Source organism: Streptomyces sp. NPDC087906 (assembly GCF_055584925.1).
Genome location: NZ_JBVJLC010000002.1, coordinates 594,681 through 613,895, shown reverse-complemented (window position 1 = coordinate 613,895; position 19,215 = coordinate 594,681). Strand labels below are relative to the sequence as shown.

Below are 19,215 nucleotides of genomic sequence, written 5' to 3'. Positions count from 1 at the left end.
CGCACCGAGAAGTGAGGATGCCTGTGGCCGCGCAGTCCGACGGAGCCCCGGCGGAGCAGGACACGGCGGACGGGCCCGACCCGCGGCGCTGGAAGGCGCTGGCCGTGTGCCTGGTCGCCGGCTTCATGACCCTGCTCGACGTCTCCATCGTCAATGTGGCCCTGCCCTCCATCAAGGAGGGGCTGCACACGCCGGAGTCCGACCTCCAGTGGGTGCTGTCGGGTTACGCGCTGTCCTTCGGGCTCTTCCTCATCCCGGCGGGCCGGCTCGGCGACGCCCGGGGCAGGCGCGCCGTCTTCATGGTGGGGCTGACGCTGTTCACCCTGGCGTCGGCGGCCTGCGGAGCCGCCCAGACCAGTCTGTGGCTGGTCGTCGCCCGGCTGATCCAGGGCGCGGCCGGCGGACTGATCTCGCCGCAGATCTCCGCGCTGATCCAGCAGATGTTCTCGGGCCGTGAGCGCGGCAAGGCGTTCGGCGCCTTCGGTACGGTCGTCGGCATCTCGACGGCGGTGGGGCCGCTGCTCGGCGGGCTGCTCATCCAGGCGGCCGGTCCCCAGGAGGGCTGGCGGTGGGTGTTCTTCGTCAACCTGCCGCTGGGCGCTGTCTGCCTGATGCTGGCCAGGCGGCTGCTGCCGGACACCCCTTCGGCGGGCCGGGTCAGGGCCCGCGACCTCGACCCGCTCGGCATCCTGCTGCTCGGCGCCGGTGTGCTGGCGCTGCTGCTGCCCTTCGTCCAGGCGCAGCAGTGGCCGGGCGACGAGAAGTATCTGCTGCTGATCGCCGCCGCCGCGCTGCTGTTCGCGTTCGTCCGGTGGGAGGCCCGCTGCCCGAAGGGCGGTGTCCAGCCCGTCATCGACCTGGCCCTGTTCCAGGTCCGTTCGTACTGGCTGGGCTGTCTGCTGATCCTGCTGTACTTCGCCGGATTCACCTCGATCTTCTTCATCAGCACGCTCTATCTGCAGAGCGGGCTGCACTACTCGGCGCTCCTCGCGGGCATCGCCATCACCCCCTTCGCCCTGGGGTCCGGCGCCTCGGCGGGGATCGGCGGCAGGCTGGTCGACCGGTTCGGCCGGCCGCTGGTGGCCATCGGACTGACGATGGTGGTCATCGGCCTCGCCGGCACGGCGATCGCCGTCCACCAGGTGCCCGGCCGCGGCGTGGGCTGGGCGATGGCGGCCCCGCTGCTGCTCGCCGGCCTCGGCAGCGGTCTGGTCATCGCGCCCAACCAGACCCTGACCCTCTCCCAGGTGCCGGTGGCCAGGGCGGGCAGTGCGGGCGGCACCCTCCAGACAGGACAGCGTGTCGGATCCGCCATCGGCATCGCCGCCGTAGGCTCGGTCTTCTTCGCCCGGATCGGCCCCGGCGACTGGAACAGCGCCTTCGACCACGGACTCGTCGTCTCCGTGGGGTTCGTGGTGGTGGCCCTGCTCATCGCGCTGGCCGATCTGATCGCGGGGCGCCGGGACCGGACGAGGCAGCGGAAAGGAGAGTGACGATGAGCGAATCGCACACGACCGGAGGCCCCCAGCCGGACCGCGAGGACGGCAACTCCGCACTGGGCAGCAAACCGTTCAAGCGGTCCAGGAGCCACTTCGCCGACCGGATCACCGCCGACGGACGGGGCGGCCGGCCGGTGGAGGCCGGCCGCTACCGGCTGGTGGTCAGCCGCGCCTGCCCCTGGGCGAGCCGCGCGGTGATCTCGCGCCGGCTGCTCGGACTTGAGGACGCCCTGTCGCTCGCCGTGACCGACCCCCTCCAGGACGCCCGCAGTTGGCGCTTCACCCTGGACCCGGGCGGCCGGGACCCGGTGCTCGGCATCCGCTACCTGAGCGAGGCGTACGACGCGCGGGAGACGGACTACCCCGGCGGCGTCAGCGTGCCCGCCGTCGTGGACGTCCCCACGGGGCAACTGGTCACCAACGACTACCAGCAGCTCACCCTGGACCTCGCGACCGAGTGGACGGCGCTGCACCGGCCGGGCGCACCGGACCTGTATCCGCGGGCGCTGCGCGAGGAGATCGACGAGGTGATGGAGGGCGTCTACCAGGACGTCAACAACGGGGTGTACCGCGCCGGGTTCGCGACCAACCAGCGGGAGTACGAGGAGGCGTGCCGCGGTGTGTTCACCCGGCTCGGCCAGGTGTCGCGGCGCCTCGCCGACCGGCGCTATCTGGTGGGCGACACCATCACCGAGGCGGACATCAGGCTGTTCACCACCCTGGTGCGCTTCGACGCGGTCTACCACGGCCACTTCAAATGCAACATGGCGAAACTGGCCGAGGACCCGGTGCTGTGGGCGTACGCCAGGGACCTGTTCCAGACCCCGGGCTTCGGGGACACGGTCGACTTCGACCACATCAAGCAGCACTACTACCGGGTGCACACCGGCATCAACCCCACCGGCATCGTGGCGATCGGCCCCGACCCGGCGGGCTGGCTGACCCCGCACCACCGCGAGCGGCTGGGCGGCCGCCCCTTCGGCGACGGCACCCCACCGGGCCCGGTACCGGCGGGCGAACGGGTCCCGCCGATCGGCCGCGCCTAGGGCCTGGCTGACACATCCCGCCCGGCTTGCGACGCCTGGCACGCACGCTCGCCGCGTTGTCGGGCTCGGCGGGCTCGGCGGGCTCGTCGGCGTATGTCCAGTACGAGGACGACCCTCCGCCTTGCGATCGCACGCACCAGACGCCGCAAGCCCCGCCCTAAGGGCGGACGGCGCTATGTGTCAGACAGGCCCTAGGCCGTGTCCGCGAAGTCTCGTCCGGCGCGCGGGGGCCGGCACGCACGCGCTCGCTCAGCTCTCCGGTACCGGCCTGCGGCTCAGATACAGCCCCGCGCAGAGTGCGAGGACCAGCACGCAGCCGGTGAACACCAGCCCCGCGGTGCGCAGTCCGAGGGCGACGGTCAGCGCTCCGACGCCGACGACCGGCAGTGAGATGCCGACGTAGGCGACGACGAAGAAGGCGGAGATCGTGCCGGCCCGGTGGGCGGGCGGCGCCGCGCCGCCGACGGCGGTGACACCGGCCCGGAAGGCGAGCCCCTGGCCGAGTCCGGCCAGGATCGCGCCCACGACCAGCAGCGGCAGCGACTCGGCCGCGAGCGAGGCCCCGACCAGGGCGAGCCCCACCACCAGGACGAAGCTGCCCCCGGGCAGCGCCCTGCGCACGCCGACCCGCCCCATCAGCGACTGGCCGACGGTGGAGGCGAGGAACACCGAGAAGACGATCGCCCCGGAGACGGCCAGGTTGTGCACGTCCAGGGTCTCCGCGACAAAGCTCGGAGCCACGGCGGTGAACAGACCCAGCAGCGCGAACCCGGCGAAGACGGCCAGCCCGGACGGCGCGAACACCCCGCGCACCTCCGGCGGCACCCGCACCCCCTGCGGACTGAGCGGCGCCCATCGCGGCGCCTCGACCGGCTCGGGCAGCAGCCAGGTCAGTACGGCGGCGACGGCGACCAGGCCGAGGTCCACGATGAACGGCAGACTGAGCGGCGACGGCGCGTACTGGGCGAGCAGCCCGGCGAGCAGCGGTCCGCAGCCGAGCCCGCCCATGTTGGCCGCCGTCGCGGCGAGGCCCGCCCTGACCTTCTGGTCGGGCCCCGCCAGGTCCAGCACGGTGGCCGTCGCCGCGCCGCTGAACAGCCCGGCGGCGAACCCCGACAGCAGCCGCCCGACGAACAGCACCGCGAGACCGCCCTCGAAGAGGAAGCACAGCGCGCTCGCCGCCGAGAGTCCGAGCGCCACCAGCAGGACGGGCCGCCGGCCCACCACGTCCGAGTAGTTGCCGGCGAGCAGCAGGACGGCGATGACGCCGACCGCGTACACGGCGAAGACGACCGTCACGATCAGCTCGGAGAAGCCGAGTTCCTGCCGGTAGAGGCCGTAGAGCGGGGTGGGCAGCGTCGTGCCGAGCATGCCGATGGCGAAGACCGCCGCCGCCACCGGGTAGCCGAGGCGCGGACGCCGGGCATTGCGATCGATCATGCCCACCACAGTACGAGCCCGCGGCCCACCCCACCCGCACCGGCACGGACGGCCCGGCGGCGGGAGCGGATCGGAGCTGACAAGCCCTCACCGGGCCCTCACCCGCGCCCTCCGCGCACGCCCTTGACGCGAACACGACGACCTGTATGGTCTAGGCCAAGTGGTGGAGATATTTGCGGAAGCACCGGCCGACGGCCGCCGCCGAAGCGGTCTTCGCCACTGCCCCTTCGCGCCTCTTGGCCCCACACCTGAGAGGCCGGCCCGCAGGACCCGGATCCCCCCACGGACCCGAGCCCGCGCGGGAAGACCTGATGTGAAGGAGTACGCATGCACCGGAAAAGGAAGCTGGCCGCTGCCGCAGGCGCGGTCCTGGCACCGGTCCTCGCCCTGAGTCTGCCGGCGAGTTCCGCGAGTGCCCACGGCTACATCTCCTCGCCCCCCAGCCGGCAGGCCCAGTGCGCCGCGGGCACCGTGAGCTGCGGGGACATCACCTACGAACCGCAGAGCGTGGAAGGCCCCAAGGGGCTGACCAGTTGCAGCGGCGGCAACGAGCGGTTCGCCGACCTCGACGACGACGCCAAGGGCTGGACGGTCACCCCCGTCCAGCAGACCACCGAGTTCAAGTGGACCCTGACGGCGCAGCACTCCACGAGCACCTGGCAGTACTTCGTCGGCGGCCAGGAGATCGCGGAGTTCAACGACAACGGGGCCAAGCCCGGTGCCACCGTCACCCACCAGGTGAACTTCGGTTCGCTGACCGGGAAGCAGAAGGTCCTCGCGGTGTGGAACATCGCGGACACGGTGAACGCGTTCTACGCCTGCATCGACGTCAACGTCGGCGGCTGAGAGAGGGAGTGAGTCACATGCGCAACCGCATCATCGGGCTGCTGACAGCGACGGCATCGGCCGCCACACTCGCGGTACTGACCTTCGGCCCCGCGACCACCGTGCAGGCGGCCCAGGCCGACGACTTCATCGTCAGCGAGGCCCAGTTCAACCAGATGTTCCCCGGCCGCAACTCGTTCTACACGTACAGCGGTCTGACGGCGGCGCTGGGCGCCTATCCCGGCTTCACCGGCACCGGCAGCGACACCGTACGCAAGCAGGAGGCCGCCGCCTTCCTCGCCAACGTCAGCCACGAGACGGGCGGCCTCGTCTACGTGGTCGAGCAGAACACCGCCAACTACCCGCACTACTGCGACACCAGCCAGTCCTACGGCTGCCCCGCGGGCACCGACAAGTACTACGGCCGCGGGCCGATCCAGTTGAGCTGGAACTTCAACTACAAGGCGGCGGGGGACGCGCTGGGCATCGATCTGCTCAACAACCCCGACCTGGTGCAGAACGACGCGTCCGTGGCCTGGAAGACCGGGCTCTGGTACTGGAACACCCAGAGCGGCCCCGGCACGATGACCCCGCACAACGCGATCGTCAACGGCGCCGGATTCGGTGAGACCATCCGGTCCATCAACGGCAGCATCGAATGCAACGGCGGCAACCCCGCCCAGGTGCAGAGCCGTATCGACAGCTACACGAACTTCGCGCAGATCCTCGGCGTCGACCCCGGCGGCAATCTGAGCTGCTGACGGTTCGCACAGGGCGGCGCCATCGGCCGGGAGGCCGGCGGCGCCGCCCTTCCGTGTGCTGCCCTTCCGTGTGCTGCCCTTTCGTGTGCCGCCGTCCTTCCGTGCGTCAGAGCCGGGGCTCCGCAGGGCCGCCGTCCGCCTGATCCTCCCCGGCAGGCGCGTGCCGCAGCCGGTACTCGATCTGCCGCTGGTAGTACAGCCGCCCCACCAGTGCGCCCCCGTACACCACGAACCCCACCCCGACGAGCCACGACTGGATCACCAGGACGGTGCCGAAGGGGCCGTACGTGACGGCGCTCGACGCGATCAGCGGCGAGAAGACGATCGCCGAGAAGGCCCGCAGCCCGAGCAGCCCCACCGCCGTGGCGACGGCGCCGGGGAACAGCGCCTGCCAGCGGACCCGCCCCGCCAGCAGCAGCCGCTGCGACCACCAGAAGAACAGGAACGTGCCGATCACATCGCCGATCGTGCCGAAGACCAGCTCCAGCGTGGACCGCGACGTCACCGGCGTGTTGACGAAGATGACCAGGAACACCACCAGCACGGCCAGCCAGACCACATGGCGCCACATCGTGTGCCACCGCGCGGTCGACAGCTCCCACACCCGCTCGTAGCCGGTCTGCACGGCCGACCCGAAGGTCAGCCCGAAGACCGCGAGCGCCGCGAGCCCGAACGCCGTCGTACGCTGCAACGCCTGGCCGGGTCTGCCGAACAGCTCCTGGATCTCCTGCTGGGAGTCGGCCGAGACCCCGAGCCCCTGCCCCAGCCACTTGGCGAACCCCTCACCGCTCGCCGGGTCGGCCGCCGCGACCAGGATCAGCAGCGGGACGAGGGTCAGGAAGCCGAGCGCCGCGAACCCCATGGCCCGGTGCATCAGCTCCGTCTCGCGGCCGAGCCGCCAGACCAGCTCCGTGTACGCGACCGCCTCGCCCCACAGACGGCGGATCCGGCCGGGGCGGTTCGTCTCGCTGGGCTGCTTCCGGGTCATGTGTTGTCGACTACCCCTCAAGGACACGGCACGGGTTGCCCCAAGATACGCCTGCCGGTGCGGGGCGTTCCGCCTCGCCACGGGCCCTTCGCCCCGGCGTGCCACACTGGCGGCCGATCAGCCGAAGGAGGCATGAGCGTGTCGATGATCCGCAACCTGCGCCGCACCATGGGCAGGGCCTACCGGCGCACCGTGGACCTGAGCCATCCGGCCAGATCACCGCTGGGCAGCGCGGTGGTGCACTGTGTGGTCTACCAGGACGGGGTGCGGCAGTCCGGCGACTGCCCGGCTGACGAGGCGCTGCGCAAGGTCCGCAGGTCGGGCGGCGGTTTTGTGTGGATCGGGCTGCACGAACCGACCTGGGAGGAGTTCTCCGGCGTGGCCGAGCTGTTCGACCTGCACCGGCTCGCCGTCGAGGACGCCGTCACCTCGCATCAGCGGCCGAAGGCCCAGCGGTACGACGAGACCCTGTTCGCCGTCTTCAAGACGGTCAGCTATGTGGAGCACGAGCAACTGACCGCCACCAGCGAGGTGGTGGACACCGGCGAGCTGATGGTCTTCACCGGGCCGCAGTTCGTGGTCACCGTCCGGCACGGCAGGCACGGGTCGCTCGGTCCGCTGCGCGAAGCCCTGGAGGCCAACCCCGAACAGCTCGCCAAGGGCCCGGCCGCCGTGCTGCACGCCATAGCCGACCACATGGTGGACGACTACCTCGCCGTCGCCGAAGCGATCCAGGACGACATCGACGACGTCGAGACCGAGGTCTTCTCCGGGCAGGCGGCGCGCGCCGACGCCGGCCGGATATACCAGCTCAAGCGGGAACTGCTTGAGCTGAAGCGGGCGGTCGCGCCGCTGGACCGGCCGCTGCAGAAGCTCGCCACCCAGCCGGACGGCCTGATAGGCCCCGAGATACAGAAGTACTTCAGGGACGTCGTCGACCATCTGGCCAGGGTCACCGAGCAGATAGCCGCCTTCGACAACCTGCTGGACTCGATCCTCCAGGCGTATCTGGCGCAGGTGACCGTCGCGCAGAACGAGGACATGCGCAAGATCACCGCCTGGGCCGCCGTGATCGCCGTCCCCACCATGGTGTGCGGCGTCTACGGGATGAACTTCGAGCACATGCCGGAGCTGCGCTGGCAGTACGGCTACCCGCTGGTCATGGCAGTGATCGTCGTCGCCTGCTTCGGCATCCACCGCACGTTCCGCCGCAACGGCTGGCTCTAGGCCGTGTCCGCGAAGTCCCGCCGGATCAGGCCGCACCTCCGCCGTGCGGGATCGCGTCGGTGTCGAGCGTCTGGTCGATGACCCGGCGCGCGCAGTCCGACAGCCGCAACTGGTGCGAGCGCGCGTACGAACGCAGGGCGGCGAACGCGGAGTCGACGTCGGTCCGCCACCGCTCGGCGAGGATGCCCTTGGCCTGTTCGATGATGATCCGGCTGGTGAGCGCGCGTTGCAGTTGGGCCTTCTCGATGTGCTGCTGGTCCAGGGCGCGTTGCTGGAGCAGGGCGATGGTCGCGACATCGGCCAGCGCCTGCGCCAGCGACGCGTCCTGCGGGCTCAGCGGCTGCGTGTCGGTGTGGAAGAGGTTCAGCGCCCCGACCGCACGGTCCCGCAGCCGCAGCGGGAAGGTGTGACTCGTGGCGAACCCGCTCTCCCGCGCGTGCGCCGCGAACTGCGGCCAGCCGGCGGTCGCCTGAGCGTCCGTCAGGTCGATGTTGATACGCGCGCTGCTGCTGCGGTAGCACTCCACGCAGGGGCCCTGGTCGTGCTGCAGGGCGAAGAGTTCGAGCAGATGCGTGGTCTCGTCGGACGCTGCGATCGTCTGCAGGGTCTCCTTCTCGTCGGCGAGGAGGATCCCGGTGGCCGACACATCGAGCAGGGCGACGCAGTGCGCGCAGAGCTGTTCAAGGAAGTCGATCAGGTCGAAGTCGTCCGTCAGCGAATCCGCAACCTGCACGAACACCGCTGACACCTGCTGTTCGCGGGACATGGAGGTCATCCCCTCATTTCGTCGGTCGGATCGGTCGGGCCGGGGCCGCCCGCCGTGGGTGGCAGACGCAGGCGCCTCGCCACGATGTCGTGCGCGATGTCGGTGATCGGCCGGCTCTGACTGAAGGAGTAGGCGCGCAGTCGCAGCAGGGCGGGGCCGAGTGCGAGACCGAGCTGGACACTGATCATCCCGGTGGCCTGGTGCACGACGGCCCGGTGCAGCTCGGTCGGCCGCGCGTCGCCCCAGGATTCGAGCTGCACGCCGTCGCCGCCCAGGAACTGGAGCGTGAGTGCCTCGGCGAGGGCGAGCGCGTCGTCCAACTGCTGGCCGCTCATCGGTCCCGGCACGTCGCGCAGCGCCGTCAGGACGCCCACGAAGATGCCGCCGAGATGCAGCGGGAAGCAGAACACCGCCCCCACCGGGAGATCGCCGAGCGCCGGCAGCAGCGCCGGCCACCGGCCGGACGGGACAGCGGTGATGTCGTCGACCATGCGCAGCGCGTGATCGCGCAGCGCGTCGGGCCCCGGACCTTCGCCCAGGGTGAACTGAAGATCCTCGAAGAGTGCGGCCGTCTTGCCCGACGACCACAGTTGCTCCGTGATCTGACCCTCCACGACCAGGGACACCGCGAGACCGTCGACCCCGAGCACCTCGGCGCAGCCGGCCAGCCTCGGCTGCGCCTGGATGTGCACCAGCCGCAGGACCTCGGTCATGGCGTCACTGATCATTGGCGGCCACCCCTTCTCCGTACTCCACGCTGGGGGGACGGCAGCCTCAGGGCTGGTCCAAACGACAGGCCCTGAGCGGCTCTCTTCAGCATAGACCGCGATCAGCGGGTGACCCGCCTCCCGCGGCGGGCACCCCAGCGGGCACCCAGCAGGATCAGATCAAGAACGAGCACGATCACACCGACAACGAGCAGATAAGAAAGGCCCGACCCCGCCACACCGATGATTCCCAGCACGACGGCGATCAGGAGAAGGAGCAGGAAAAGGGCCATCCCGCCCTCCTACCGGCGCGCGAGCCGGCGCTCGCCGGTCGCACCCGTCTTGTAGGCAAGTCCGTAGTGCGCGAAGATCTGCGGCTCGTCCTCGGCGGGCAGTTCCCCGTCCGTGTCGATGGAGGGCGCCTCCTTGACCAACTGCTTGTCCCAGCCGACCTTCAGATAGCCAGGACCGACGGTCGCGTCGTTGAGCGGTACGAAGATCAGCCGTTTCTTGGTCGGCATCCCGACCGTGACCGTGGCGAACGCCGGTGCGTCCGTCGCCGTGTCGACGTACACGGCTTCCAGCGAGCCGATCTTCTTCTTCTCGGCGTCGACCACGTCGTGGCCACGCCATTCCCGGATGTCCTCAGCCTCGAACACGAGCCATTCGCCTCTTTATCCGCTGGTGGTGCAGGTGTCGTCAGTGTGACTGTTACCCCCGCAGGCGGCGATGCCACCTGGCCGGGGCGGCGAACTGTTACCGCTCGGTCGGCCGAGCCAGACCGCTTCCGGGCATCGGCGGTTACACTGGCAGAGCAAGACGCCCAAGACCCTGGCTCCAAGCTGCCCTGGACCCGGCAGCCAGCGACCTTGCGATTCTTCTTATGCGCTCCACTTCTTATGCGCACCCTACGCGGCGTCTGTTTGCTCTCGAACCATGTGTGCTCAACAAGCCACCCTGCCGAGCATTCACCGCACCGGCTACCAGCGGTCGTGAACCGACCCGAAAGGCGTGGCTCAATGTCTCTGCCCACCACCGGCGCTTCCGAAGCGGCGGTTCTGGATCCACCACGCGAGTCGGGCAGCGACTTCGCGCGCCTGACCCAGCTCATCAACGCGGCCGGACTGATGCGCCGCCGCCCCGGGTACTACGTCCTGCGGATCTCCCTCGTCGTGGCACTGTACGCCGTCGGCTGGGTCGCCTTCGCCATGGTCGGGAACAGTTGGTGGACGCTGGCCGTCGCCGCTTTCCTCGCCGTGGTCTTCGGTCAGGTCGCCCTCGTCGCGCACGATGTGGCGCACCGCCAGGTCTTCCGGCTGCGCCGGGCGAGCGTACGCACCGGCAGGCTCGCGGGGAACCTCGGCATCGGCATGGGCTACGGCTGGTGGCAGGACAAGCACTCCCGGCACCACGCCAACCCGAACCACGAGGACCTCGACCCCGACGTCAACCCGGACATCCTGGTGTGGTCCCAGTCCCAGGCCAGGGAGGCCAAGGGAGTGGCCCGGCTGATCGGCGGCTCGCAGGCGTATCTCTTCTTCCCGCTGCTGGCACTTGAGGGCTTCAACCTCCATGTCGCCGGCGTACGGTCGCTCGCCAACCGGTCGTTGAAGCAGCGCAGGCAGGAAGGTGCCCTGCTGATCGGGCACTTCGCCGTCTATCTGGCGGCCCTGCTGGTGGTCCTGCCGCCCGGCAAGGCGCTCGCCTTCCTCGCCGTCCACCAGTGCCTGTTCGGGATCTACCTCGGCTCGATCTTCGCCCCCAACCACAAGGGCATGCCGGTGCTGACCGGCGCCGACCGCCCCGACTTCCTGCGCCGTCAGGTGCTCACCTCGCGCAACGTGCGCGGCGGCTGGTTCACCGACATCGCGCTGGGCGGCCTCAACTACCAGATCGAGCACCACCTGTTCCCGAACATGCCGACCCCGCAGCTCCGCAAGGCGCAGCCCATCGTCAGGCAGTACTGCGAAGAACTCGAAGTCGGCTACCTGGAAACTGGCTTGATCGGTTCCTACCGCCAGGCGCTGCGCAGTCTGCACGACGCGGGAGCGCCGCTGCGGAGCATGCGAAAAGCGCTCGTGACCCCGTAAGTGATCCGGCGGCTCAACCCGCCGTCGCGTAAATGACATCGCCGCGTGCCCCGGCGCCCCGCGCTCCGGCACGCGGCGCTGCCATGCCGGCGCGGTGTCATGTCAGTAAGGAACCCTGCCCAGTTGCAGGGTGTCGCCGGCCTGCCGGTGGTCGCGCATCGTCGTGATCGCCGACGAGGCCAGCGGGCGTTCGCCGCGGTGGTCGTCGGGTCTCGCGGCCGAGGTGGTCAGGGACGGCCGGGCGCGGTCCATGCGCAGCGCGTCGACCGACTCGGCCAGCAGCTCGTACTCCGTGGTGTCGTCGCGCGTCGCGACCCTGATCAGCCGGCCCGCCGCGAGATGTTCGGCCACCATGTCCTGGTGCGACACGTCGTCCCGCCAGGCCCGCAGCGTGTCCGGTACGTTGGGCACGCTCTCGCCGACCGGGGTCAGCGCCGACGCGGGGAAATGCCCGCTGTCCGGGCTGGGGTCGAGCCGCTCGGCGATCCAGGTGGCGCGGTCCCGTAACCACCACAGGGCCAGCGGCAGGGTGGGGGCGCGGTAGGTGCCCAGCGGTACGCCGACGTACTGACCGCCGCAGATTCCGTACGCGGTGACGTGGCACAGGAATTCGTCATGCACGGCCGCTCTCCTTGCGCCGTTCGGGTGGGGGGCCGGCTGGCCGCGGGGCGAATCCTGGGAGAGCAGAGTGATCGATTTCTGATCGCCCCAACTTACAATTATGGACCGGTCGATGACGCGCTGTCACGACGCGATTCCAGCCAGAAATCGCCTGACTTCCGAGCGTGACCATGGCCGAAAGGGGCGGCCGGAAACCCTCCATACATTGCTTGACGGTTATATGCCATCGCAGGTATGTTCAATGCCATGTCCATACCGTTCGACGTCCTCGCGGATCCGAGCAGGCGGCGGATCCTCGATCTGCTCCTGGAGCGCCCCTATCTGGTCGGCGAGCTCACCGAACGGCTGGGACTGAGCCAGCCGGGCACGTCGAAGCATCTGCGGGTGCTGCGCGAGGCCGGACTCGTACGGGTCAGGCAGGACGCCCAGCGGCGCTGGTACGAACTGCGGCCCGAGCCGCTCGCCGAACTCGACGCCTGGCTCGCCCACTACCGGCATCTGTGGTCCGGCACTCTCGACGCACTCGAACGTCACCTCGACGCGATGGAGGACGACTCCCATGACGACTAGTTCGCGCCCCGACTCCCTGACCACGACGGGCGAGCGCTCCGCGCTCCGGATGGAGCGCAGGCTCCCGCATCCGCCCGAGGCGGTGTGGGCGGCCCTCACCGACCCCGAGCGGCTCGCGCGCTGGTTCCCCTTCGAGGTCACCGTCGACCTCGTACCCGGCGGCACGATCGGCTTCCACCGGCCCGGCGAGTCCGCGCCCGCCGCGAGCGGCACCGTCACCGAACTCGACGCGCCGCGGCTGTTCGGCTTCACCTGGGGCACGGACGAGCTGAGCTGGTCCGTCAGCCCCGACGGCGAAGGATCATTGCTCACCCTCGTGCACACCTTCGGCGATCTGCCGGGCGCGGCGAGCTTCGCCGCCGGCTGGCACCTGTGCCTCGGCGCGCTCGGTCAGCTCCTCGACGGTGGACCCGTCGAGCCGGGCAGGGACGACGGCGCGCTGCACGACGCGTACGTGGAGCGGTTCGGGCTCGGCAGGGGCGTCGTCGAGTCCGTACCCGCCGGCCGGCGGCTGCGGCTCGAACGCCAGCTCGTGCGGTCGGCCGAGGTCGTCTGGGACACCCTGTGCGCCGGTGTCGAGCCGGTGCCGGGACTGCCGGTGCCCGAGGGGTTCACGGCCGAGAAGGTCGAGGCGGGCCATGTGACGGAGGTGCGGCCCCCCGGCTTCGTGACCTTCGCCGTCGACCCCGACGGCGAGGTCACCTGGGAGCTGGGCGAGGGCACGGGCCACGGCGCGCGGCTCGTCCTGACCCAGAGCGGGCCCGACGGCTTCGACGCGGAGGCGGCGCTGGCCGCCTGGCAGGAGCGGATCGAGCGGCTGGCGGCGCAGTTGCTCACTCGGCCGTCTCGTCCTTGATCGAGGAGACGCTCAACAGCTCCTCGAACTCGGACAGTTCGGCCACCAGCCGGTGCACGCTTCCGGTGCCGGCGATATCGACGTAGACCAGGGCGGTGCCGGCCTCCGGGTGGTCCTGCTCGTCCTCGCCGCCCGGCCGCCGCGCCGCCCGGTCCACCCGGACCTGCACCACCTGGAACCCCTGGTCCGCCGTGTACTCCAGCACCCGGGTCAGCACCCCGGTCCCGATCAGATAGGCGAGATGCAGCCGGGCCTGCTCGGGGGTGGCCAGGACCGGGATGCGCCGGGTGACCAGCGGATAGCCCTGCACGACCAGGAAGTGCGCCAGCGTGGCGCCGATCGCCAGCAGCGGCAGCCCGCCGCCGCAGGCCATGCCGATCGCACAGGTGAGCCAGACGGTGGCGGCCGTCGTCAGTCCCCGTACGGCATCACGGCGGACGAAGATGATGCCGCCGCCGATGAAACCGATACCGGAGATGATCTGGGCGGCGACGCGCGAGGGGTCGAACGACACGTTCTCCATGCCCAGCACCGCGTTGAAGCCGTGCTGGGACACCTCCATGAACAGCGCGCTGCCCACCCCGACCAGGGTGTGGGTGCGCAGCCCCGCACTCTTCTGCCGGATCGCGCGCTCGGCGCCGATGACGGTCGACAGCAGCAGGGCGAGCCCCAGCTCGGCGAACTGCCGGGCCCCCTGACCCGCTTCGGGGTCGAACAGATTCAGGGCCAGCGTGTGCAACGGCCCGCCTCCCAGCTCGGTACGGAACATCCGTCACGCGATGCTAGTACCGGCACCTGCACCTGTACCGGCACCGGCACCGGCACCGGTGCCGCTCAGCGGTCCGCCGCGGTGAGGGGGGCCGTGCCGGGCAGCAGGACCGGCGGGATCAGCAGATGCCCGATCGAGGCGGCGAGCAACCGGCCGCCGGGCTCGACACCGCTCGTCACCGAAGCGCGCAGCGTGTCCGCCGCCGAAACGGCGAGCCGGGTCACCTCGGTGGCCAGCGTCTCGACCGGCAGCTCGATCCGGGGCAGCCGGCGGCCCGCCGGGTCGCCGGGGAGCGTGCCGATCACCACGACCGTCAGCTCCTCAGGCACCCGCAGACCCGAAGCGGCCACCGACGTGAGGATGTGGTGGTGCGCCGACGGGTGCTGGACGACGAGGGCGGTCGGCCGCGCGCGCCCCTCGCCCGTCGGGTCCGACAGCAGCGTGCCGAGCCTGCGGCCGAGCTTGACCGGGTCGTCGACCGCATGGACCACCTTGACGGCGGCGCCGGTGTCCCGGGCGCCCCTGCGGGCGCCCGCGATACCGCGCAGCGCGTAGCTGCGCCGGGCCCTGACCTCGGACTCACCGGGCGCCAGGTACACCATCGTGCGGTGCCCGGCCGCAGCCAGCTCCCGTACGGCGAGCGCCGCCGCCTCCTCCCAGTCGAGGTCGGTCCACGGGAGGGCGTCCTCGTCGGCGGGCCGGCCGATCAGCGCCGCGGGGAAGAGCAGTTCGCGTACGACGTCGATGCGCGCGTCCTCCATGTCGACGGCCATCAGCACGGCGGCGTCGGCGAGGCCGCTGAGCGCCACCCGGCGCAGCCCGCCCGCCTTGTCCTGGGACGTGGTGAGCAGCAGGTCGTAGCCGAGGCTGTTCGCCGCGTCGCTGACGTCGATGGCGAAGCGGCCGTCCACCGAGTGCTGGAGCCCGGCCGCGCGTGGCAGCGCCAGCGCGATCACCTGCGTACGGCTGCTGCGCAGCGTCCGCGCGCTGGCCCTGGGGTGGTAGCCGAGGGCCTCCACCGCCTCCTGGACGCGCCTGCGCGTCTCCTCGGAGATCGACCGGGACCCGTTGAACACGTACGAGACCGTGCTCGGCGCGACACCCGCCCGGCGGGCGACGTCCTTGATGGTTGTCATCCACGACCCCTTCGGTGATCCGCCATCGTATCCGCGACGGCGGATCACCCCACCGGTGAAGGGCTGATCAGAGGTCGAACTCGTGCGGCGGCAGGTCGAGGGCGTAGCACGCCTCACGGACGACGGCCTGCTCGTCCTTGTCGAAGTCGCCGTCGGCGCCGCCGATGACGATGCCGATCTGGATGACCGCGCGGGCCTCGGCCGGCTTCTTCTTGGCCTTGGCGATCTCCTGCAGGATGCTCACCTTGCCGAAGGCGAAGTCGGCGGTGAGCTTGTTGATCGCGTCGTCGAAGCGCCGCTGGAGGTCGGCCGCCGGGAAGTTCTGCAGGACCTCGTTGCTCGCGATCAGCGAGGCGACGCGCTGGCGCTCGGAGGCGTCGACGGAGCCGTCGGCCGCGGCGACGAGAGCGCACATGGCCATGCTGGCGTCGCGGAACGCGCCGCTCTTGAGGTCGTTCTTCTTGGCCGTGAGCTGCGTCTGCATCGTCGCGGCTGAATCCTTGAAACGGTCCCAGAGGGCCATTCGGTATCTCTCCTCGTGCTGTCAGGTTGAACCACTGGCTCAACGCCCGGGAGAGCCGGGGCGTGCCCACTTCAGGACGCTTTCTCCGTCCGCCGCCCGAAGTGGGCTTTTCTCACCGGGCCGCGCGGAACGCCTCTCCCGCCGGGGTGATGGCGGGCCCGCTCCGGTAGAGGCCGGTGCTCGCGCCGCTGTCCTTGGCGGGCAGTCCGAACCACGCCCAGCGCTGCACGTACGGCAGCCCCGCCAGCATCTTGGCCGCCGAGGCGAGGAAAGCGGCCTGCTCGGTCTCGGAAGGGAAGCGGACGCCCTGCGAGAAGTCGGTCAGCGCGAACTCCGTCAGCCAGAGCGGCTTGCCGTAGCGCGCGTGGACCGCCTCCAGGTACGACTTGAGCTGGCCGACGGCCGCCTCCGTACGGAAGTCGCCGCCGTACCAGTGCAGGGCGATGAAGTCGACGCGGTAGCCGCGTGCCTTGGCCCCGCTCATGAAGCGGTCGAGCCAGCCGCCCGCCGTGTCACCGCCGTAGGCGACAGCGGGGCTGCCGAGGATCTGGCCCGTCTTCTCCAGCGTCGGCCACAGCGACAGCGCCTGATCGGTCGTCATGTTCGACTGGGCCGCCATGTCGGGCTCGTTGAAGCCGAGCAGATACGGTCCGGCGGCGCGGGCCCGCGCCAGGTCCGCCGCGCCCGTCGAGTCCTTGCCCCAGATCATCGGCACGAAGCCCGTCGAACCCGGTGCGTCGACGCCCGAGTGCTGGGTGGACCAGGTGTAGTACCAGCCGGCCCCCGAGTCGGCGAGCGCCTTGCTCACGCCGGGGAACGTCCACACCCCGACGCCCTTGCGCGCCGAGGCCACCACCGGCTTCGGGGCCGGTGCGGGCGGCGCGTGCCGGGCCGCTGTCCTGGTGGGCCTGGGGCTGCTCGGCTTCGCCTTGGGCTTGGCCTTCTTCGACACCGAGGGCGACGGCGAGGCGGACGAGGCGACGGCGGACGGTACCGGGGCCGCGGGCGCGTCGGCCGTCGTCACGGAAGCACTGCGGTCGGCCGGCGGATCACCGGGCAGATAGGCGGCGACGAGCAGTCCCGCCGCCACCACCGCCCCGACGGACAGGGCGACGGCCACACCGCGCGCCCGGACCGTACGGCGGGCCGCCTTGCGCCGCGCCGCCCGGCCGGTCGTGCCACCGCCGTGCGGGGACAGCGACACAGGGGCGGAGTCCGCCGAATGCGCGGCGGCCTCCCACGCGGCGGGTACGGCGGGCAGCGGCAGCAGCGGAAGTCCGCCGAGCAGCCGCTCCACCGGGACGCGCGGCTCCTCGCCGGCCCCGCACAGGTCGCAGGCGCGCAGATGGCGCGCGAAGCGCTTGCGCCACAGCCCGCCGGGATCGCCCGGCCACCGCTCGGTCAGCGCGTCGAGACCCACACAGCGCCCCGGGGCCTCGTGCAGCACCCGGACGACGGAGCGGGCGGTCTCTATCTGGTCCCTGAGCCGGTGCACCCGCACCGCGGTGTGCCGCTCGGACAGGCCCAGCGCCGCCGCCAGTTCGGCCCTGCTGATCTCGCCGGACGCCTCCAGCCACCACAGCGCCAGGAGGGTGCGGTCCTCCTCGTCGAGCCAGCGGGTGGCCTCGGCGACCTCGCGCCGCTGGTCGGTGAGGCCGAGCCGCAGAATGGTCATGGCGGCGAAGTCGGACGCGGGGTCCTCGACACTGTCGGCCGCGTCCAGCGAAGCCGTCCGGCGCAGCGCCTTCGACCGGCGCTGCTCCCGCTCGCGCACCTGGCGGACGGCGATGGCCACCGCCCACGACCGGAAGGCGTCGGGGTCGCGCAGCCCGCCGATGCCGCCGACGATCCGTACCAGCGTCTCCTGGACCACGTCGTCCACATCGCTGTGCCCGTCGAGCGCACGGCCCACGATGTTGTAGATCAGTGGCATGCAGGAGGCCACCAGCGCGTCCAGGGCGTGCTGGTCGCCCTCGCGGGCGGCCAGCACGGTGCCACGGTCGGGTCCACTGCGGTCACTTCGGTACACGACGCTCCACCTTGTTCTCGTCCGGTTCACCCAGGAGACCGTGCGGGACGGTCCTGGACAACAGAAAACGGGAGGTGGATTTTCCGCGCGCGTGCACGTGCGCGCCCGCGAGGGCGGGTCGGACGGTGGTGGGGCTCAGCGGTGGGGATCAGCGGCGGCGCCCGCTGCGCGCGGCCCAACCGGTGCCTATACCGGCGACATGCAGGGCGAGAGCGGTAAGTCCGAGGTACAGCAGGCTCGTCGGGGTGAAGACGGCCGTGTCGACGCTCGTCTCGGTGGCGTTGAGGATGAACGCGATGGCGAAGAGCACTGCTGCTACGAAGCCCAACATCTGTTTACTCCCGATGAGTTCGGCGGCCGGTCACGTCGGAAGGTGGTGACCGTGCTGCTTGCGGCCGGGTGCCCCCTTCCCCACCGATCAGTCACCCGCCCGTATACCGGTATGGCAACGGTCGCCGGCAGGCCCTACGCGAGGGCGGAGCCCTGCCACAACAGCAGTGCCACATCGACGGCGGCGACCAGGATCGCCGCGAGGAACGGCACCTTCGGGCGGCTGCGGCCGTACAGCGATCCGGCGACGGCCACCGCGAGCACCACACCGACAGCCGCACCGCCCCACGCGCTCGGCCGGCCGAAGGCGAGCAGCACGGTCGCCGCCACCAGCGGGGCGGGCAGCAGCCACCGCACGGCGGTGGGCCCGAGCCGTTGCGGACCACCTCGCACACCGGTGGCCAGATCGGCCTCGATGTCGGGCAGTACGTTGCCGAGATGCGCGCCCACCCCCACCAGCGCCGCAGCGGTGACGATCCACCAGGCGGGCGCGGGTGTGCCCGGCAGACCGAGCGTCACGAAAGCGGGCAGCGAGGCGAATCCGATCGCGTACGGCAGCCAGGACAGCGCCGTCGACTTGAGCCCGAGGTTGTACGCCCAGCCGGCCGCCACACCGGCCAGATGCACCACGCCCGCCAGCAGCCCGTAGCCGAGGGAGAGCGGCACGCACAGCGCCAGCGCGACCACGGCCGCGGTCCGCACGGCGCGGGCGTTCACCGATCCGCCCGCCACCGGTTTGTCGCCCCGGCCTGTCGCGGTGTCACGCGCCGCGTCGATGGCGTCGTTGCTCCAGCCGATGGACAACTGCCCCGCCAGCACGGCGGCGGTCGCCAGGACACATCCGGCGGCGTCGGCCCCGGCCGCCGCCGCGAGACCGCCGACCAGCGCGGTCACCGCCACGGTCGGCCCCGGATGACACGCTTTCAGCAGGGCGCCCGTCCGGCGCGTGGCGTCCACAGGCTCATCGTAAGCGCCACCCGGGCCGCCACCTGTGCCGCCGTACGGGGTGCGTCGGCCCCGGTGTGAGCGGCC

General features: G+C 71.1%; 20 protein-coding genes and 1 pseudogene. 8 read left to right on the top strand and 13 right to left on the bottom strand.

Going from position 1 to position 19,215, the window contains the following annotated elements; all coding sequences use genetic code 11:
* The first annotated feature begins 17 nt into the window (after positions 1-17).
* Positions 18-1,493, top strand: a complete 1,476-nt coding sequence (locus tag ACZ63I_RS08075; RefSeq protein WP_469336501.1) for an MFS transporter — start codon at positions 18-20, stop codon at positions 1,491-1,493.
* A gap of 2 nt (positions 1,494-1,495) precedes the next feature.
* On the top strand, positions 1,496-2,545 hold the full coding sequence (locus ACZ63I_RS08070) for a glutathione S-transferase family protein (RefSeq protein ID WP_469336500.1): 1,050 nt from the start codon (positions 1,496-1,498) through the stop codon (positions 2,543-2,545).
* 249 nt (positions 2,546-2,794) lie between these two features.
* On the opposite strand, the gene ACZ63I_RS08065 is transcribed toward ACZ63I_RS08070, so the two are convergent.
* A complete protein-coding gene (locus ACZ63I_RS08065; protein ID WP_469336498.1) occupies positions 2,795-3,985 on the bottom strand; it encodes an MFS transporter in 1,191 nt (396 codons plus the stop codon).
* 327 nt (positions 3,986-4,312) lie between these two features.
* On the opposite strand from ACZ63I_RS08065, the gene ACZ63I_RS08060 reads away from it, so the two are divergent.
* Positions 4,313-4,831 carry a lytic polysaccharide monooxygenase auxiliary activity family 9 protein gene (locus ACZ63I_RS08060; RefSeq protein WP_469336496.1) on the top strand — a complete coding sequence of 173 codons (519 nt, stop codon included), beginning with the start codon at positions 4,313-4,315 and terminating at the stop codon, positions 4,829-4,831.
* Between the two features lie 17 nt (positions 4,832-4,848).
* Positions 4,849-5,571 (top strand): chitinase, encoded by a 723-nt coding sequence (locus ACZ63I_RS08055; RefSeq protein ID WP_469336494.1) that lies wholly within the window; start codon positions 4,849-4,851, stop codon positions 5,569-5,571.
* A gap of 106 nt (positions 5,572-5,677) precedes the next feature.
* Here the strand turns inward: ACZ63I_RS08055 and ACZ63I_RS08050 are convergent, their stop codons facing one another.
* Positions 5,678-6,559 carry a YhjD/YihY/BrkB family envelope integrity protein gene (locus ACZ63I_RS08050; RefSeq protein ID WP_469336492.1) on the bottom strand — a complete coding sequence of 294 codons (882 nt, stop codon included), beginning with the start codon at positions 6,557-6,559 and terminating at the stop codon, positions 5,678-5,680.
* A 144-nt stretch (positions 6,560-6,703) separates the two neighbouring features.
* Between ACZ63I_RS08050 and corA the strand changes: the two genes are divergently transcribed.
* A complete protein-coding gene (gene corA, locus ACZ63I_RS08045) occupies positions 6,704-7,786 on the top strand; it encodes a magnesium/cobalt transporter CorA (RefSeq protein WP_469337048.1) in 1,083 nt (360 codons plus the stop codon).
* Between the two features lie 25 nt (positions 7,787-7,811).
* Here corA and ACZ63I_RS08040 read toward each other — a convergent pair whose 3' ends face one another.
* From ACZ63I_RS08040 to ACZ63I_RS08025, 4 genes are all read right to left on the bottom strand, one after another.
* Positions 7,812-8,552, bottom strand: coding sequence for an ANTAR domain-containing protein (locus ACZ63I_RS08040; protein WP_469336489.1), 741 nt, complete (start codon positions 8,550-8,552; stop codon positions 7,812-7,814).
* Between the two features lie 5 nt (positions 8,553-8,557).
* Positions 8,558-9,280 carry a GAF domain-containing protein gene (locus tag ACZ63I_RS08035; protein ID WP_469336487.1) on the bottom strand — a complete coding sequence of 241 codons (723 nt, stop codon included), beginning with the start codon at positions 9,278-9,280 and terminating at the stop codon, positions 8,558-8,560.
* Between the two features lie 101 nt (positions 9,281-9,381).
* Positions 9,382-9,552 carry a hypothetical protein gene (locus ACZ63I_RS08030; RefSeq protein ID WP_469336485.1) on the bottom strand — a complete coding sequence of 57 codons (171 nt, stop codon included), beginning with the start codon at positions 9,550-9,552 and terminating at the stop codon, positions 9,382-9,384.
* 9 nt (positions 9,553-9,561) lie between these two features.
* The gene (locus ACZ63I_RS08025; protein WP_469336483.1) at positions 9,562-9,918 is read right to left on the bottom strand and encodes a PRC-barrel domain-containing protein; all 357 of its coding nucleotides are present in this window, start codon (positions 9,916-9,918) and stop codon (positions 9,562-9,564) included.
* Positions 9,919-10,278: 360 nt separating this feature from the next.
* Here ACZ63I_RS08025 and ACZ63I_RS08020 point away from each other — a divergent pair, with 360 nt between their 5' ends.
* Positions 10,279-11,349: a fatty acid desaturase family protein gene (locus tag ACZ63I_RS08020; protein ID WP_469336481.1), complete on the top strand. Its 1,071-nt coding sequence runs from the start codon at positions 10,279-10,281 to the stop codon at positions 11,347-11,349.
* A 213-nt stretch (positions 11,350-11,562) separates the two neighbouring features.
* Here ACZ63I_RS08020 and ACZ63I_RS08015 read toward each other — a convergent pair.
* Positions 11,563-11,970: pseudogene (locus ACZ63I_RS08015) on the bottom strand (hypothetical protein); the annotation flags it as partial.
* Positions 11,971-12,216: 246 nt separating this feature from the next.
* On the opposite strand from ACZ63I_RS08015, the gene ACZ63I_RS08010 reads away from it, so the two are divergent.
* Entirely contained in the window at positions 12,217-12,540 is a 324-nt protein-coding gene (locus ACZ63I_RS08010; RefSeq protein ID WP_469336479.1) for an ArsR/SmtB family transcription factor, read from the top strand.
* Positions 12,530-13,396 carry an SRPBCC family protein gene (locus ACZ63I_RS08005; protein ID WP_469336478.1) on the top strand — a complete coding sequence of 289 codons (867 nt, stop codon included), beginning with the start codon at positions 12,530-12,532 and terminating at the stop codon, positions 13,394-13,396. The genes ACZ63I_RS08010 and ACZ63I_RS08005 overlap by 11 nt, the downstream gene beginning before the upstream one ends.
* On the opposite strand, the gene ACZ63I_RS08000 is transcribed toward ACZ63I_RS08005, so the two are convergent.
* The 6 genes from ACZ63I_RS08000 to ACZ63I_RS07975 all read right to left on the bottom strand — a co-directional run bounded on the left by ACZ63I_RS08000 (position 13,374) and on the right by ACZ63I_RS07975 (position 19,140).
* Complete coding sequence (locus tag ACZ63I_RS08000; protein WP_469337046.1) at positions 13,374-14,135, bottom strand: MgtC/SapB family protein; 762 nt, start codon at positions 14,133-14,135, stop codon at positions 13,374-13,376. The genes ACZ63I_RS08005 and ACZ63I_RS08000 overlap by 23 nt on opposite strands.
* A 95-nt stretch (positions 14,136-14,230) precedes the next feature.
* Positions 14,231-15,301: a LacI family DNA-binding transcriptional regulator gene (locus tag ACZ63I_RS07995; protein WP_469336476.1), complete on the bottom strand. Its 1,071-nt coding sequence runs from the start codon at positions 15,299-15,301 to the stop codon at positions 14,231-14,233.
* A gap of 67 nt (positions 15,302-15,368) precedes the next feature.
* Positions 15,369-15,824 (bottom strand): tellurite resistance TerB family protein, encoded by a 456-nt coding sequence (locus ACZ63I_RS07990; RefSeq protein ID WP_469336474.1) that lies wholly within the window; start codon positions 15,822-15,824, stop codon positions 15,369-15,371.
* A 112-nt stretch (positions 15,825-15,936) separates the two neighbouring features.
* Positions 15,937-17,853: a sigma-70 family RNA polymerase sigma factor gene (locus tag ACZ63I_RS07985; protein ID WP_469336472.1), complete on the bottom strand. Its 1,917-nt coding sequence runs from the start codon at positions 17,851-17,853 to the stop codon at positions 15,937-15,939.
* A 148-nt stretch (positions 17,854-18,001) separates the two neighbouring features.
* Complete coding sequence (locus tag ACZ63I_RS07980) at positions 18,002-18,184, bottom strand: hypothetical protein (protein WP_469336470.1); 183 nt, start codon at positions 18,182-18,184, stop codon at positions 18,002-18,004.
* Positions 18,185-18,318: 134 nt separating this feature from the next.
* Complete coding sequence (locus ACZ63I_RS07975) at positions 18,319-19,140, bottom strand: UbiA family prenyltransferase (protein ID WP_469336468.1); 822 nt, start codon at positions 19,138-19,140, stop codon at positions 18,319-18,321.
* Positions 19,141-19,215 lie beyond the last annotated feature (75 nt).

Bases quoted from the DNA above. Each gene is read 5' to 3' on its own strand.
- ACZ63I_RS08075 (WP_469336501.1), top strand. From the start codon at position 18: ATGCCTGTGGCCGCGCAGTCCGACGGAGCCCCGGCGGAGCAGGACACG.
- ACZ63I_RS08070 (WP_469336500.1), top strand. From the start codon at position 1,496: ATGAGCGAATCGCACACGACCGGAGGCCCCCAGCCGGACCGCGAGGAC.
- ACZ63I_RS08065 (WP_469336498.1), bottom strand. From the start codon at position 3,985: ATGATCGATCGCAATGCCCGGCGTCCGCGCCTCGGCTACCCGGTGGCG.
- ACZ63I_RS08060 (WP_469336496.1), top strand. From the start codon at position 4,313: ATGCACCGGAAAAGGAAGCTGGCCGCTGCCGCAGGCGCGGTCCTGGCA.
- ACZ63I_RS08055 (WP_469336494.1), top strand. From the start codon at position 4,849: ATGCGCAACCGCATCATCGGGCTGCTGACAGCGACGGCATCGGCCGCC.
- ACZ63I_RS08050 (WP_469336492.1), bottom strand. From the start codon at position 6,559: ATGACCCGGAAGCAGCCCAGCGAGACGAACCGCCCCGGCCGGATCCGC.
- corA (WP_469337048.1), top strand. From the start codon at position 6,704: ATGATCCGCAACCTGCGCCGCACCATGGGCAGGGCCTACCGGCGCACC.
- ACZ63I_RS08040 (WP_469336489.1), bottom strand. From the start codon at position 8,552: ATGTCCCGCGAACAGCAGGTGTCAGCGGTGTTCGTGCAGGTTGCGGAT.
- ACZ63I_RS08035 (WP_469336487.1), bottom strand. From the start codon at position 9,280: ATGATCAGTGACGCCATGACCGAGGTCCTGCGGCTGGTGCACATCCAG.
- ACZ63I_RS08030 (WP_469336485.1), bottom strand. From the start codon at position 9,552: ATGGCCCTTTTCCTGCTCCTTCTCCTGATCGCCGTCGTGCTGGGAATC.
- ACZ63I_RS08020 (WP_469336481.1), top strand. From the start codon at position 10,279: ATGTCTCTGCCCACCACCGGCGCTTCCGAAGCGGCGGTTCTGGATCCA.
- ACZ63I_RS08010 (WP_469336479.1), top strand. From the start codon at position 12,217: ATGTCCATACCGTTCGACGTCCTCGCGGATCCGAGCAGGCGGCGGATC.
- ACZ63I_RS08005 (WP_469336478.1), top strand. From the start codon at position 12,530: ATGACGACTAGTTCGCGCCCCGACTCCCTGACCACGACGGGCGAGCGC.
- ACZ63I_RS07995 (WP_469336476.1), bottom strand. From the start codon at position 15,301: ATGACAACCATCAAGGACGTCGCCCGCCGGGCGGGTGTCGCGCCGAGC.
- ACZ63I_RS07990 (WP_469336474.1), bottom strand. From the start codon at position 15,824: ATGGCCCTCTGGGACCGTTTCAAGGATTCAGCCGCGACGATGCAGACG.
- ACZ63I_RS07980 (WP_469336470.1), bottom strand. From the start codon at position 18,184: ATGTTGGGCTTCGTAGCAGCAGTGCTCTTCGCCATCGCGTTCATCCTC.